Here is a 14,466-nt window from a genome sequence, read left to right as displayed (position 1 = left end):
GATCAGACCGCCCCTTCCTGAAGTCCCTGACGGTCCTGGCGGGCGGCGGCGAGACGCACCGCGTCCAGGATCTTCTCGTAACCCGTGCAGCGGCAGAGGTTGCCGGACAGCGCCTCGCGGATGTCCGCGTCGGTGGGCTGCGGGTTGCGCTCCAGCATCTCGTCGGCCGCGATCAGCAGACCCGGCGTGCAGAAGCCGCACTGGACGGCGCCGGCGTCGATGAACGCCTGCTGGATCGGGGAGAGCGTGGTGCCCTCACCGGTCTGGGAGTCGGTGCCGTGCGCCTTCCACTGCTGGGCGTCCTGGAGCGAGGTGCCGCACGCGCCGGAGGCGCAGCCGCCGCCGGGGTGGGCGCTCTCGCGGTGCTTGGAGTAGTCGGCGAGGCCCTCGACGGTGGTGACCTCCCGGCCCTCCACCTGACCGGCCGCGACCAGACACGCGCAGACCGGCACGCCGTCGAGACGGACGGTGCAGGAACCGCACTCACCCTGCTCACAGGCGTTCTTGGAGCCCGGGAGCCCCATACGCTCGCGGAGCACGTACAGAAGGGACTCGCCCTCCCAGACGTCGTCCGCTTCCTGCTGACGGCCGTTGACCGTGAAGTTCACGCGCATTATGCGACTCCCTCAGTGCTGCGGCCCTTGCCGCGGTACGACTCCCAGGTCCAGCCGAGCGTGCGGCGGGCCATGATCCCGACGGCGTGGCGGCGGTAGCTCGCCGTGCCGCGCACGTCGTCGATCGGGTTGGCGGCGCCGGAGGCCAGCTCCGCGAACTGCTTGGCGATCGAGGGGGTGATGATCTTCTTGTTGTCCCAGAAGCCGCCCTCTTCGAGCGCCGCGTTCAAGAATTCCTCGGCGGTCTTCGCCCGGATGGGGGTCGGGGCGGCGGAGCCGATGCCGGTCCGCACGGTGCGGGTGTCGGGGTGCAGTGCGATGCCGAACGCGCATACGGCGATGACCATGGCGTTGCGCGTGCCGACCTTCGAGTACTGCTGCGGGCCGTCCGCCTTCTTGATGTGGACGGCCCTGATCAGCTCGTCCTCGGCGAGGGCGTTGCGCTTCACGCCGGTGTAGAAGTCGTCGATCGGGATCAGGCGCGAGCCGCGCACCGACTCCACCTCGACCTCGCAGTCGGCGGCGAGCAGCGCCGGGTGGGCGTCGCCGGCCGGGGACGCCGTGCCGAGGTTGCCGCCGACGCCGCCGCGGTTGCGGATCTGCGGCGACGCGACCGTGTGCGAGGCGAGCGCCAGGCCGGGAAGCTCCGTACGCAGCTCCTCCATGATCTGGGTGTACGGGACGGAGGCACCGAGCCGGACCGTCTCCTCGCCCACCTCCCACTCGCGCAGTTCGACGATGCGGTTGAGGTCAAGCAGGTACTCGGGACGACGGTGGTCGAAGTTGATCTCGACCATCACGTCGGTGCCACCCGCAATCGGCACAGCCGTGGGGTGCTCGGCCTTGGCGGCGAGCGCCTCCTCCCAGCTGGCGGGGCGAAGGAAGTCCATGAGGCTCTCTTCTTCGTATCGAGGGTCGTTCGCTTCGGGGGACGGGAGGATTCCGTTTCGGCCACTCGGGCCGTTCGTCCCTCGACTGCTCGTTCATGTGCTGTTAACGCGGAGTGGGGCAAGTACACCGCCCGCTCGTCCGATGGGGTCAGTCACCGAAACCATGAAGGAGTTGGCTGGCCAAGCCGCGCGTCTTGTAGATTCGTATGAAGAACGGGCCCCAGTAACCTCGCGGATTCCCCCGGGAAACCGGAGACGCCCTGCGGCACAGGGTCCCGGCGCTACGGAGCGCACATGTTTGTACACACCATTCGAGACAGATCGGCGGCGACGACACCATGCGGCTGCGCGCACTCCTGGACACCGACGCGCTGGGCCTGCGGCTGCTCGGCGGCGAGGACGAGCTGGACCGCACCGTGCGCGGTGTGATGACCACGGACCTGCGGGACCCCAGCCGCTATCTGGCGGGCGGCGAGCTGGTCCTCACCGGCCTCGCCTGGCGCCGCGACGCCTCGGACACCGAACCCTTCGTACGCATCCTCGCGAGCGCCGGAGTGGCCGCGCTGGCCGCCGGCGAGGCCGAGCTGGGCGACATCCCCGACGACATCGTCGAGGCCTGCGCCCGCCACCGCCTGCCGCTCTTCGCGGTCAACGAATCCGTGGCCTTCGCGACGATCACCGAACACGTCGTACGTCAGGTGTCCGGCGAGCGCGCCGGGGACCTGGCGGCGGTGGTGGACCGGCACCGGCGTCTGATGACCTCGGGCCCGGCGGGCGGCGGCCCCGATGTCGTACTCGACCTGCTCGGCACCGACCTGGACCTGCGGGCCTGGGTGCTCTCCCCCGCCGGGCGGCCCATCGCCGGATCGACGGCGGGCGGCACGGCCCTGCCCGGAGCCGTCTGCGCCCGCCTCGCCGGGGAGCACCTGGCCGCCTCGCGCACCGGGCGGCGCGGACCGTACCGCGTCTCGGTGGACGGGGTGACGTACTCGCTGTTCCCCATTCGGACCAGTGGGCGGGGAGCGGGCGCCGCCTCGCGCGACCTGCGCGAGACGGTGCTCTCCGACTGGGTGCTCGCGGTGGAGGCCGACGCGGGCGACTGGCCCGAGGAGCGGCTCGACCTGTTGCAGGGCGTCACGCAGCTGATCGCGGTGGAGCGGGACCGGCGCGACGCCGCCCGCACGGTGCGGCGCCGCCTGGCTCAGGAGGTCCTCGAGCTGGTGCAGACGGGCGCGGCCCCCGCGGAGATCGCGGCACGTCTGCGGGTCGCCGCGCCCGTGCTGCTTCCCGGGCTCGGCGCGGCCCCGCACTGGCAGGTCGTGGTGGCCCGGGTCGAGTGGGACGGCGGTGACATCGACGGCGGACCGGTGGCCCAGTCGCTCCTGGAGGAGATCCTCGTCGACCCCTCCCTGAGCTTGCGGACCGACTCGGGCGCGGGAGGCCCCCTGTCCTCCGGGCCCGAGCCCTCCGACCGGATCGCGGTCGCGCACACCGGCGACGAGGCCATCGCGCTGGTGCCGCTCCCCGCGGTCTCGGCGGAGCACGACGGCTCCGAGACGGGCCTGCTCGCCGACGCCCTCCTGGCGTCGGTCCGCGACCCGCTGTCGGCGGGCCTCGACGGCGACGGGCGGCTCACGCTCGGCGTCAGCGCGGCCGTCCACTCGGCGGAGGGGCTGCGCGGCGCCCTGGAGGAGGCGCGGCACGCCCGCCGCGTCGCCGCCGCCCGCCCCGGCCGGGTCTGCGCGGCCGGCCACCAGGAGCTGGCCTCGCACGTGCTGCTGCTCCCCTTCGTCCCGGACGACGTGCGCCGGGCGTTCACGGCACGGCTGCTCGACCCGCTGCGGGAGTACGACCAGCGGCACCGGGCGGAGCTGATCCCCACCCTTGAGGCGTTCCTCGACTGTGACGGCTCGTGGACACGCTGCGCCGCGCGACTGCATCTGCACGTCAACACGTTGCGCTACCGGGTGGGCCGTATCGAGCAGTTGACGAGTCGTGACCTCTCGCGCCTCGAGGACAAGCTCGATTTCTTCCTCGCGCTGCGCATGAGCTGAGGAAATCCGGATGTGCCCGGGCCGGGCCGTCCGGACTCCGGACGGCCCAAGTCCCGTCCCGCTCCCGCCCTTTGTGAATTCTTTCACCCAGCCTCTTGGCCGGACCCCGCCATCCATGCTGAGATTCGCCCACGACTCAACAGCTCAATGGGGTGCTCGGGGAGGGCAACGTGGCGCATACCGCCATGTCTGGTACCGGAACGATTGCAGGGGACGATCCACTCCAGACCGCGGTATGGCGGCTGCGCTCGCGCGGCTGCTGGACCGACGCGGCCGCGCTGCTCGCCTCGCGGGCCGGGGCCGCGCCCGCGCTCCAGCGGGCCGCGCTGCTCGTCGAGCGGTGCCTGTTCACCGGGGACGGCTGGGGCGAGGCCGAGGACGCCCTGCGGACCGCGGAGGCGCTGGCCGAGGACGACGACGACCGCGGGGCTGCGGCGTGCGAGCGGGGCCAACTCGCTTACGCCTCCACGGTCTTGGGCGTACGGGACCGGGCCGACGAGGCGCGTACGGCGCTCGGCAGGGCGGCGGCGCTGCTCGCTCCGAACGCGGCGGGGCGGCCGCTGCTCGACTTCCGCCGCGGGCTGATCGCGGAGCACATCGCCGACTCGGCGCAGGCCGCGAAGGCCGCGTACCGGCGGGCGCACGCGGGGGCCACGGCGCACGCGGATCCTCTCCTGCTCTCCTTCACCTGGCGCCACCTCGCCGGACTCGCCCTGCGGGACGGGGAGTTGGCGGAGGCGCGGCACGGGTTCGCGGAGTCGCTGCGGCTTCGGGAGGAGCTGGGTTATCTGGTCGGCACGGCGCCGGCGCTGGCCGCGCTCGCCGACGCGGAGCCGGAACCGGAGGCGGCGCGGCTGCGTGCGGAGGCCGCGCGGCTCTTCCGCCTGCTGGGCGGCGTCCCCGCGTGGCTCACCCCCCACCTCACACCTCCGACCCCGGCGACCTAGGCCCCCTGCCCTCCCGCCGGATCTCTCCCACCCGCACTGACGGGCGAGGAGGGGCGGTCACTCGACGTACGCCGACGCGGGGTAACGGGTGGGTGGGTGGGAGGAATCCGCCGAGAAGCGGCGGGACAGGGACAGCCACCACCAGGCAGATCAGAGGCCGCCCGCCCCCGCGAAGTGCTCGCTCACCAGCGTGGACACCACCGGGATATCCCGGGCGATCAACGCCTCCAGCAGCGACATGTGCTCCGCCGCGTCCGCCACGAGGTCCGCCCGGCGGGCCGAGACGGGGCCGCTGACGAGGGGCCACTGCGCTCGCCGGTGCAGGTCCTGCGCGACCTGCACCAGCTGCCGGTTGCCCGCGAGGGAGAGCATCGCGCCGTGGAAGGCGCGATCGGCCTCGGCGTAGCGCGCGAGGTCGCCGCCCGCCGCCGCCGTCACGGTCGCCTCCGCGAGCGGCAGCAGTTCGGACCACCGCGCGGTCGGCACCGTACGGGCGAGCCGCAGCATGACCGGCACCTCGATCAGCGCCCGCACCTCCGCCAGCTCCCCCAGCTCCCGCGCCCCGCGCTCGACGACCCGGAAGCCGCGGTTGGGGACGACCTCGACCGCGCCCTCGATCTCCAGTTGCTGCATCGCCTCGCGCACGGGCGTCGCCGAGACGCCGAAGCGTTCACCGAGCACCGGCGCCGAGTACACCTCGCCGGGCGTCAGCTCGCCGCCCACCAGCGCGGCCCGCAGCGCGTCGAGGATCTGTCCGCGTACGGAGTTCCGCCGCACCGTCCGGCGCGCGGCGGGACCGCGGGCCTCGCGGCCCGCCTGTTCCGGCACCCGGGCGCGAGGCGTCCCCGCGAGGGGATCCGCCCCGCGCGCTCCGGTCTGCTCCACGACGTCCGCCCGCCCCGCCTTCGCCTGCTGTGAAAGGTACGAGAGGCACCATAGGCGGACGAGACCGCGGTTGAAACCTCGATCACGTCGGGTAAGGTAAGGCTTACCTGCAATCGATCGCGATTCGGTGGTCCTCGCATGTCCGTTCCCACCTTGGCCGCGCCCGCCCAGAGCGCCCCCAGCGCCGTCGCGGACTCCTATGCCCGCCTCACCGAGGTGTTTCCCGGACTGCGCGTCACCGAACTCGGCGCCGGGGAACAGGCCCCCCAGGGCGGCGGCTGGGTCACCGCCGCCCGGCTCGCGGAGGGCGGGGCCGACCTCGACGCGTTCCTCGCGTGGGACAACGCCCAGGTCCTGAAGGACTACGGCACCCAGGCGCGCCCCGACGTGGTGGCGAGCTTCGGCCTGCACCGGTACGCCTGGCCGGCCACCCTGCTGATCACGGTCCCCTGGTTCCTGCACCGCCGCGTCCCGCGCCTGCCGGTGGCCAACGTCTCCTTCCACCGGGCCCTCGGCCGCATGGCCGTCCGCACGGACGGTTTCGCCTGCCTGCCGGGCGACCCCGCCGCCGCGCTGCCCGGCGCCCGCGTCGTCCCCGACGAGGAGGCACTGCGCGCGGAGGTACGGGCGGCGGCCGCCGAGCACCTCGGCCCGCTCCTGGAAGGCTTCGGCCCCCGGATGCGGCGCCGTTCGCGCGCCCTGTGGAGCGCGGCCACCGACGAGATCGTCGAGGGCCTCTGGTACATCGCGCACCTCCTCGGCGAGGAACGGCGCGCCATGACGGAGCTGGAGCGGCTGCTGCCGGGCGCCACGAAGCCGTACGTGGGCACGGCCGGTTTCCGGGAGCTGACGGGACCGAACGGCGAGACGCTGCCGACCCGCGACCGGGCAAGCTGCTGCATGTTCTACACGCTGCGCCCCGACGACACCTGCGTCACCTGCCCGCGCACCTGCGACGCGGAGCGGGTCGCGCGGCTGAGCGCCACCGCCGCCACGTCCGGCTGAACCACCCCTTCGGGCCTGTTTAATCGAACGCAACGGCCAGTCATCAAGCGTCAGTTCGAGCTAAATCGCGTTCTGCGCACTCCCTCGCACCCCCTTGGCGTTCTCTTGTCCCGAAACCCTCCTGAGGGTCGTCGGGATCGGGTCACTATGGCGCCGAAACGCCCTACCGCGATGCAAGGGACCCCAGATGAGACTGACCGACATATCGCTGGACTGGCTGCTCCCCGGCGGCGTCCTGCTCCTGGGCATGCTGGTGGCGGTGGCGGTGCTCGCGCGCGGCAAGCGAGGCCACGACAGAGCAGCGAAGGCCGCGGGCGACGATTCGTGGGAACGCAGCGAGGAGCGCCGCAGGCGCAAGGAAGCCATCTACGGCACCGCGTCCTACGTGCTGTTGTTCTGCTGCGCGGCGGTGGCCGCCGCGCTCTCCTTCCACGGCCTCGTCGGCTTCGGCCGGCAGAATCTCAGCCTCTCCGGCGGCTGGGAGTACCTGGTGCCGTTCGGCCTCGACGGCGCGGCCATGTTCTGTTCCGTCCTCGCCGTGCGCGAGGCCAGCCACGGCGACGCGGCGCTCGGCTCGCGCCTGCTCGTGTGGACGTTCGCCGGGGCCGCCGCCTGGTTCAACTGGGTGCACGCGCCACGGGGTCTTGGCCATGCCGGCGCCCCGCAGTTCTTCGCCGGGATGTCACTGTCGGCGGCGGTGCTCTTCGACCGCGCGCTGAAGCAGACACGCCGGGCGGCGCTGCGGGAGCAGGGTCTGGTGCCGCGTCCGCTGCCGCAGATCCGTATCGTGCGGTGGCTGCGCGCGCCCCGGGAGACGTTCGGCGCCTGGTCGCTGATGCTCCTCGAAGGCGTGCGCACGCTGGACGAGGCCGTGGAGGAGGTGCGGGAGGACCGCCGCGAGAAGGAGCGCACGCGGCTACAGAGGCGCGACCACGAGAAGCTGGAGCGCGCCCGGCTCAAGGCCATCAGCCGCGGCCACCGGGGTTACGCCCGGGGCGGCAGGCAGGTCGAGGTACAGGCTGTCTCCGCGTCCGCCGGGTCCGCGCAGGTCGGCGCGGACCCTGCTATAGCGACGCCGCAGGAAGAGCTGCCGGTACGCGCCCGCCCCTCCCTCCAGGCCGTCAGAGGTGACGCCGAGAATGCCACCCCCGTCACCGTCGACCTCACGGCCGAGGACGACACGCAGACCCTGCCCCGGCTCGACTCGCTGGAGCAGAAGCTCAAGGACCTGGAGCAGCAGTTCGGCTGATCACACCCGGGTCCTGGCGGTGGCGGCAGGGTTCACGCCGTGCCGCCGCCGTTCAGCTCGAACCACACCGCCTTCCCCACCCCGTGGGCGCGCACGCCCCACGCGTCGGCGAGGGACTGCACGAGGACCAGGCCCCTGCCGTTCGTACCGTCGTCGGCGTTCGGTACCCGCGGCTCGGGGCGGCGGCCCACGAAGTCCCGCACCTCTACGCGCAGCCCGCGTGGGCCCAGGCTCGCGGTCACGATCGCGTCGTGATCGGTGTGCACCAGTGCGTTGGTGACCAGTTCGCTGGTGAGCAGCTCGGCTATGTCGGCCCGTGCCGGTTGCCCCCAGCGTCTCAAGAATTCCCTCAGGGCGGCCCTGACCTCGGGTACCGCCGACAGATCGGACCTCCCCAGTCTCCGCGTGAGCTGGGCCCGGTCCGGTCCGGCCTGCGCTCCCTCGGCGATCTCGTCCCGTACGTTCGGTGAAGAGGACCCGATTCCCCCCGGGCCGCTCCTACCTGACTGCCTCGTCATGACCCCCGCCCACCAAGCGATGACCTTGCCTCCTTGGTCGAACAACCTCACGGAATGCATGCCCCGGCCCCATGACGGCACTCCTGTCGAATCATCAACCAATGGCGGGGGTGTGCCGGGGCGCTGAGGGGAAGTGAAGCGGTGGACCCCCGCCACCGAGCGTTCGAGGAGCCTCCGTGCATGACGACAGACTGCTGGTGGAAGGCCGCCTGGAGCGGGCGCTGCGCCAGTTCATCCGTCCCGCCCAGTACCCGCACAAGGTGCCACTCGCCCTCTCCGTCTGGCACGCGCCGGGAAGTGGGGCCTCCCCTGGTCGAGCGGAGCCGGGAGCGTGGGGAACGGTACCCGTATCGGCCGCTCTGGAGGCGTCGTACGAACCCTTCGAGGCCGGCAGCGCATGGGGAAGTCCCTGGTCGACCAGCTGGTTCCGCCTCCAAGGGCAGGTGCCGCGGGAGTGGCGGGGGCGCCGCGTCGAGGTGGTGATCGACCCCGGGTTCACGGAGGAAGGGCCGGGGTTCCAGGCGGAGGGGCTGGTGTACGACGCGGCGGGCGTCCCGCTGAAGGGAGTTCACCCGCGCAATCGGCATATTCCGGTGGCTTCCCCCGCACGGGGTGGTGAGCCGGTGCACCTCCTTCTGGAGGCGGCGGCCAATCCGGCTGTTCTGCACGACTTCATGCCGACGCCGTTGGGCGACATCCTGACCGCAAGTACTAGTCCGATCTACCGATTCGCGTCTGCCGATCTCGCCGTACTGGACGAGGACGTATGGCAGTTGACCCTGGACATCGAGGTCCTCTCCGAGCTGATGGGCGAACTGGAATCCGACCGTCCGCGGCGGCACGAGATCCTCCGGGCCCTTGAGGACATGCTCGACGCGCTCGATCTGCACGATGTGCCGGGCACGGCGGCGGCCGGGCGCGCGGCCCTCGCCGGGGTGCTCGCCAGGCCCGCGCACGCGAGCGCCCACCGCGTATCGGCTGCCGGTCACGCGCATATCGATTCGGCATGGCTGTGGCCGCTGCGCGAGACGGTACGCAAGGCGTCGCGCACCTTCGCCAATGTGACGGCGCTGGCCGAGGAGTATCCGGAGCTGGTCTTCGCCTGCTCGCAGGCCCAGCAGTACGCGTGGGTGAAGGAGCACCAGCCGCACATCTGGGAGCGCATCAAGAAGGCGGTCGCGGACGGGACGTGGGCGCCGGTCGGCTCGATGTGGGTGGAGTCGGACGCCAACATGCCGGGCGGTGAGGCGCTGGCCCGGCAGATCACGCACGGCAGGAGGTTCTTCCGCGAGGAGCTGGGCGTGGAGACCGAGGAGATCTGGCTGCCGGACTCCTTCGGTTACACCGCCGCCTTCCCGCAGTTGGCGAAGCTCGCGGGTGTTCGCTGGTTCCTCACCCAGAAGCTGAGCTGGAACCAGTCCAACAAGATGCCGCACCACACCTTCTGGTGGGAGGGCATCGACGGCACCCGGGTCTTCACCCACTTCCCGCCCGTGGACACGTACAACTCACAGTTCCACGGCGCCGAACTCGCCCACGCCGAGCGGAACTTCGCGGACAAGGGGCGGGCGACCCGCTCCCTGGTGCCGTTCGGCTGGGGGGACGGCGGGGGCGGTCCGACCCGCGAGATGATGGAGCGGGCGCGGCGCCTGAGGTCCCTGGAGGGTTCGCCGCGCGTCGAGATCGAGAAGCCGTCGGCGTTCTTCGCGGCGGCCGAGGAGGAGTACGGCGCCGACGCCCCGGTCTGGTCGGGCGAGCTGTATCTGGAGCTGCACCGGGCGACGTACACCACTCAGGCGGCGACCAAGCGCGGCAACCGCCGCAGCGAACACGCCCTGCGCGAGGCGGAGTTGTGGTGCACGGCCGCGGCGGTACGGGATCCGGCGTACGCCTATCCGTACGACGCGCTGGACCGGCTGTGGAAGACGGTCCTGCTGCACCAGTTCCACGACATCCTGCCCGGCTCGTCGATCGCGTGGGTGCACCGGGAGGCGCGTGAGACCTACGGGCGGGTGCTGGCCGAGCTGGACGGGATCACCGCGTCGGCCGTGCGCGCGCTCGGCGCGGGCGGGCCCGCGGTGCTCAACGCCTCGCCGTACGCCCGCAGCGAGGTGGTGGACGGCGGGGACGGCACGCTGGTGCGCGTGGACGTCCCCGCCCTCGGCACACGGAGTCTGGACGGCGCCGTGGCACCGGGTCCGGGAGTGGCCGCGCACACGACCGGCGACACGATCGTCCTCACCAACGAACGGCTGAGCGTGACCGTCGACGCGGCCGGGCTCCTCATCTCCGTGCGGGACCTCGCCGCGGACCGTGAGGTGCTCGCGGCCCCCGGCAACCTCCTCCAGCTGCACCCCGACCACCCCACGCGCTACGACGCCTGGGACCTCGACCGGCACTACCGGCGGCGGCACACCGACCTGACGGACGCGGACTCCGTCGAGCTGGTCGAGGACGGGCCGTCGAGGGTCGCCGTGCGGGTGGTGCGCGCGTTCGGGGACTCGCGGATCACGCAGGAGATCCGGCTCGCGGCGGGCAGCAGGCGCGTCGACGTGGTCACGGACGTCGACTGGCGGGAGTCGGAGAAGGTCCTCAAGGCCGCGTTCCCGCTGGACGTGCACGCCGAACGGTCCACCGCCGAGATCCAGTTCGGCCACGTCCACCGGTCCACGCACGCCAACACCGGTTGGGACGCGGCGCGTTACGAGATCTGCGCGCACCGCTGGCTGCGGGTGGCCGAGGAGGGGTACGGCGTCGCGCTGCTCAACGACTCGACGTACGGCCATGATGTGACGCGTACGGAGCACGGCGGCGTCCTCGGCACCACCGTGCGCCTGACGCTGCTGCGGGCCCCGCACAGCCCGGATCCGGAGACCGACCAGGGCGCGCACCGCTTCACGTACGCCCTGCTCCCCGGCGCGGCGACGGGCGACGCGGTCGCGGAGGGGCTCGCGCTCAACCTGCCGCTGCGGGTGGCCGACGCGCCTGTCCTCGCGCCGCTGGTGAGCGTCGACGATCCGGCGGTCACGGTCGAGTCGGTCAAGCTCGCCGACGACCGCAGCGGCGATGTCGTCGTACGGCTCTACGAGTCGCGCGGCGGGCGGGCCGCGGCCACGCTCAGCACGTCGTTCCCGGTGGCGCGGGCCGATGTGACGGACCTGATGGAACGGCCGCTGCGCGAGGCGGACACGGGCGAGGCCGGTCTGACCCTGGCGCTGCGGCCCTTCCAGATCGTCACGCTGCGACTGCGTCCCGCCTGAGCCGCCGGGCGGGGGCGGCCGGGGTCCGGGTCAGGGCCGCGGCACGTTCCGCAGGTTCGAGCGGGCCATCTGCACCATCCGGCCGACCCCGCCGTCCAGCACGATCTTGCTGGCGGAGAGCGCGAAGCCGGTCACCATGTCCGAGCTGATCTTGGGTGGCATGGAGAGGGCGTTGGGATCGGTGACGATGTCGACCAGCGCCGGGCCCTTGTGCGCGAAGGCGTCCTTCAGGGCGCCCGCGAGCTGCTTGGGCTTCTCCACGCGGACGCCGTAGGCCCCGGCGGCGCGGGCGACGGCGGCGAAGTCGGGGTTGTGGTTCGCCGTGCCGTAGTTCGGCAGTCCGGCGACCATCATCTCCAACTCGACCATTCCCAGGGAGGAGTTGTTGAAGAGGACGACCTTCACCGGAAGGTCGTGCTGGACGAGGGTGAGGAAGTCGCCCATCAGCATCGAGAAGCCGCCGTCGCCCGACATCGACACGACCTGGCGCTTGCGGTCGACGAACTGGGCGCCGATCGCCTGCGGCAGGGCGTTCGCCATCGAGCCGTGACTGAAGGAACCGATGATGCGGCGCCTGCCGTTGGGGGTGAGGTAGCGGGCCGCCCAGACGTTGCACATGCCGGTATCGACGGTGAACACCGCGTCGTCGGCGGCGACTTCGTCCAGGACCGAGGCGACGTACTCGGGGTGGATCGGGACGTGCTTGTCGACCTTGCGGGTGTACGCCTTGATGACGCCTTCGAGGGCGTCCGCGTGCTTCTTGAGCATCTTGTCGAGGAACTTGCGGTTCTTCTTCGGCGAGACGCGCGGGGTGAGGCAGCGCAGTGTCTCGCGGACGTCGCCCCAGACGGCTAGGTCCAGCTTCGAGCGGCGGCCGAGGTTCTCGGGGCGCACGTCGACCTGGGCGATCTGGACGTCGTCGGGCAGGAAGGCGTTGTACGGGAAGTCCGTGCCGAGCAGGATCAGCAGATCGCACTCGTGCGTGGCCTCGTACGCGGCGCCGTAGCCGAGCAGGCCGCTCATGCCGACGTCGAACGGATTGTCGTACTGGATCCACTCCTTGCCCCGCAGCGCGTGCCCCACCGGGGCCTTGATCTTCTCGGCGAACTCCATCACCTCGGCGTGGGCGCCCGCCGTGCCGCTGCCGCAGAAGAGCGTGACCTTGCCCGCCTTGTCGATCATCTTCGCGAGCTTGTCGATCTCCTCGTCGCCGGGGCGCACGGTGGGCCGCGAGGTCACCAGGGCGGTCTCGGCGGCCTTGTCCGGGGCGGGCTCGGAGGCGATGTCGCCGGGCAGCGACACGACGCTGACGCCGGACTGGCCGACGGCGTGCTGGATGGCGGTCTGGAGCAGCCGGGGCATCTGCTTCGGGCTGGAGATCAGCTCGCTGTAGTGACTGCACTCCTGGAAGAGCCGGTCGGGGTGCGTCTCCTGGAAGAAGCTGAGGCCGATCTCGCTCGACGGGATCTGCGACGCGAGGGCGAGCACCGGGGCCATGGAGCGGTGGGCGTCGTACAGGCCGTTGATGAGGTGGAGGTTGCCCGGACCGCAGGAGCCCGCGCAGGCGGCGAGCTTGCCGGTGATCTGGGCCTCGGCGCCGGCCGCGAAGGCGGCGGTCTCCTCGTGCCGCACCTGGACCCAGTCGATCTCCTTGGTGCGGCGGATGGCGTCCACGACCGGGTTGAGACTGTCGCCGACCACTCCGTACAGGCGCTGGACGCCCGCCCGGACGAGGATGTCGACAAACTGCTCGGCGACGTTCTGCTTGGCCATGCGGTACGCACCTCTTCACCCTTGGAACCTTTGGGCATCATGGAGCCCTTGGGCCTCTTGTAACCCCTTGGGCCCCTTGTAACCGCTTGGACCCTTTGCTCCATGAATTCACAGGTGCGGCGGTCATGCCTCCCAGACCGCGGCGGCCGTGCGGTCGTCGGCGTACCCCTTGACCCTGACCTGGATGTCGGCCAGGAACGCGGCGAGCCCCGGCGGGCCGCTCTTCTGCCATCTGAGGGTGAGGTGTTCGGCCAGCTCGGGCTCGCCGCGCAGGGGTTCCGCGAGGCCGCCGCTGCACAGCAGGAGCGTGTCACCCGGCCGGGCGACCGAGGCCCGGAAGCGGAAGGGGTCGCGGGGTGGTTCCGGGGCCGGTTCGTAGGGGCTCGGGGGTGTGGTGATGCCCAGGTCCATGGTGAGACGGTCGCCCTCGGGGGTCTGGGGCGGCGGTGAGCCGAAGCCGACCACGGCCTCGCCGGTGGCGTCGGCGACGCGCGGCTCGATGTCCTGCCACTCGCCCTCGCGCAGCCGGAAGAGGCCGCCCGCGCCGACGCCGAAGAAGACGCGCGTACGGCACTGGGGGTCCGCGGGCAGCAGGAGGCAGCGCAGGGAGGCGGCGTACTCGTCCGGCTGGAGCCCGAGGTCCACCGCGTGCGCGCGGAGCTTGCCGAGGCTGCGGTCGGTGAGGCGGTGCAGGCCCGACTTCAGGTCTCCGCGCCGGGCGGCCCTGATGTCCTCGGCGAGCCGCTGATGGCTGCGCCCCACGGCCCTGCCGATCCACTCGCAGGCCTCGGCGGCCGCGCGGTGCGCGCCGGGGGTCGCCCGGGCGCCGGTGGCCATGGCGACGAGCACCAGGGCGTCCTCTCCTGTGCCGAAGCGGGCGGTCAGCAGGGAGTCGCGGCGGGGCTCGCCGCGGTAGCGGGCGGAGTCGCCGCGCACGGAGGCCGCGCGCAGCGTGGACGAGCCGTACCGCGCCCCGTCGAGGACGGTGTCCGCGACGAGATCGCCCAGATCGTCGGGGTCGGCGGCGGGCAGGGCGGTGGGCTCGGCCTCGTAGGTGGGTGGCCGGTCCCCCACGTAGGCGGGACCGCCGGAACCGAAGGGCGCCGGGGCAGCCTCGCCCCTCGGCGCCCCGGGCCTCCGCGACCCTGGCACGGGCGGCCGGGCCGGCGCCCCCGCCACCGGCCCGGCCCCCGCCCCGAAGGTCACCGGGCCCGTGGGCCCGGTGGGGGGTTCCCAGGGGGCGGGGGTGACGAGGGTGGAGGGTGGAACGG

The 14,466-nt window shown here is 72.3% G+C and carries 11 protein-coding genes; 5 read left to right on the top strand and 6 right to left on the bottom strand.

Annotated features, from left to right (window positions below; all coding sequences use genetic code 11):
* Positions 1-2 precede the first annotated feature (2 nt).
* Positions 3-614: a (2Fe-2S)-binding protein gene (locus tag IG54_RS0105515; protein ID WP_030778012.1), complete on the bottom strand. Its 612-nt coding sequence runs from the start codon at positions 612-614 to the stop codon at positions 3-5.
* Entirely contained in the window at positions 614-1,504 is an 891-nt protein-coding gene (locus tag IG54_RS0105510) for an FAD binding domain-containing protein (RefSeq protein ID WP_030778010.1), read from the bottom strand. The genes IG54_RS0105515 and IG54_RS0105510 overlap by 1 nt, the downstream gene beginning before the upstream one ends.
* A gap of 338 nt (positions 1,505-1,842) precedes the next feature.
* Between IG54_RS0105510 and IG54_RS0105505 the strand changes: the two genes are divergently transcribed.
* Positions 1,843-3,558 carry a PucR family transcriptional regulator gene (locus tag IG54_RS0105505; protein ID WP_030778008.1) on the top strand — a complete coding sequence of 572 codons (1,716 nt, stop codon included), beginning with the start codon at positions 1,843-1,845 and terminating at the stop codon, positions 3,556-3,558.
* A gap of 185 nt (positions 3,559-3,743) precedes the next feature.
* Positions 3,744-4,505, top strand: a complete 762-nt coding sequence (locus IG54_RS0105500) for a hypothetical protein (RefSeq protein ID WP_030778005.1) — start codon at positions 3,744-3,746, stop codon at positions 4,503-4,505.
* Positions 4,506-4,655: 150 nt separating this feature from the next.
* On the opposite strand, the gene IG54_RS0105495 is transcribed toward IG54_RS0105500, so the two are convergent.
* Positions 4,656-5,390, bottom strand: a complete 735-nt coding sequence (locus IG54_RS0105495; protein WP_051819292.1) for a GntR family transcriptional regulator — start codon at positions 5,388-5,390, stop codon at positions 4,656-4,658.
* A 138-nt stretch (positions 5,391-5,528) separates the two neighbouring features.
* Here IG54_RS0105495 and IG54_RS0105490 point away from each other — a divergent pair, with 138 nt between their 5' ends.
* Positions 5,529-6,395: a (2Fe-2S)-binding protein gene (locus tag IG54_RS0105490; protein ID WP_030778001.1), complete on the top strand. Its 867-nt coding sequence runs from the start codon at positions 5,529-5,531 to the stop codon at positions 6,393-6,395.
* Between the two features lie 187 nt (positions 6,396-6,582).
* Complete coding sequence (locus IG54_RS0105485; protein WP_030777999.1) at positions 6,583-7,644, top strand: DUF2637 domain-containing protein; 1,062 nt, start codon at positions 6,583-6,585, stop codon at positions 7,642-7,644.
* Between the two features lie 32 nt (positions 7,645-7,676).
* Here the strand turns inward: IG54_RS0105485 and IG54_RS0105480 are convergent, their stop codons facing one another.
* Positions 7,677-8,162 carry an ATP-binding protein gene (locus IG54_RS0105480; protein WP_078593770.1) on the bottom strand — a complete coding sequence of 162 codons (486 nt, stop codon included), beginning with the start codon at positions 8,160-8,162 and terminating at the stop codon, positions 7,677-7,679.
* 176 nt (positions 8,163-8,338) lie between these two features.
* Between IG54_RS0105480 and IG54_RS0105475 the strand changes: the two genes are divergently transcribed.
* Positions 8,339-11,422: an alpha-mannosidase gene (locus IG54_RS0105475; RefSeq protein ID WP_030777995.1), complete on the top strand. Its 3,084-nt coding sequence runs from the start codon at positions 8,339-8,341 to the stop codon at positions 11,420-11,422.
* A 30-nt stretch (positions 11,423-11,452) separates the two neighbouring features.
* Here the strand turns inward: IG54_RS0105475 and IG54_RS0105470 are convergent, their stop codons facing one another.
* Complete coding sequence (locus IG54_RS0105470; RefSeq protein ID WP_030777992.1) at positions 11,453-13,195, bottom strand: pyruvate dehydrogenase; 1,743 nt, start codon at positions 13,193-13,195, stop codon at positions 11,453-11,455.
* Positions 13,196-13,318: 123 nt separating this feature from the next.
* Entirely contained in the window at positions 13,319-14,269 is a 951-nt protein-coding gene (locus tag IG54_RS0105465; RefSeq protein ID WP_030777990.1) for a protein phosphatase 2C domain-containing protein, read from the bottom strand.
* Positions 14,270-14,466 lie beyond the last annotated feature (197 nt).

Source organism: Streptomyces sp. NRRL S-920, from assembly GCF_000717945.1.
Lineage (GTDB): Bacteria > Actinomycetota > Actinomycetes > Streptomycetales > Streptomycetaceae > Streptomyces > Streptomyces alboniger.
Note: the sequence above shows the minus strand (reverse complement) of the source record. Positions and strands in the feature narration are given on the sequence as shown.